We start from the raw sequence: 561 nt of genomic DNA on the forward strand, positions 1-561 counted from the left end.
CAGCCCGATGTCTTCGGCCATGGTGATCTGTACGTGATCGACGTAGTGCGCGTTCCAGATCGGGTCCCACAGTTGATTGGCGAAGCGTAACGCCAGGATGTTCTGAACCGTCTCCTTGCCCAGGTAGTGGTCGATGCGGAACACCGACTCCTCGGGGAACACCGAGTTGACCACGTGGTTGAGTTCGCGGGCGCTCTCCAGATCGTGGCCGAACGGCTTCTCGATGACGACCCGGCTCCACCGGTCGTCCTGCGGACGGGCCAGCCCGGAGGAGTGCAGCTGTTCGCACACCACCGGAAACGATCTGGGCGGGATCGCCAGGTAAAAGGCGTGATTGCCGCCGATGCCGCGCTCGGCGTCGAGTTTCTCCAGCGTCTCGGCCAGCCGCCCGAACGCGGCCTCGTCGTCGAACTCGCCGCGCACGAACCGCAATCCGTCCGCCAGCCGCTCCCAGATCGCCTGGCGGAACGGGGTACGGCAATATTGCTTCACGTCGTCGAGGATCACCTGGGCGAAGGTGTCGTGATCCCAGTCGCGGCGGGCGAAGCCCACCAGGGAGAA

The 561-nt window shown here is 64.7% G+C and carries 1 pseudogene; it reads right to left on the minus strand.

Going from position 1 to position 561, the window contains the following annotated elements:
* A pseudogene (locus A5736_RS04310) lies at window positions 1–561 on the minus strand (glucose-6-phosphate dehydrogenase); the annotation flags it as partial.

It is taken from the genome of Mycobacterium sp. SP-6446, from assembly GCF_001954045.1.
Classification (GTDB): Bacteria; Actinomycetota; Actinomycetes; order Mycobacteriales; family Mycobacteriaceae; genus Mycobacterium.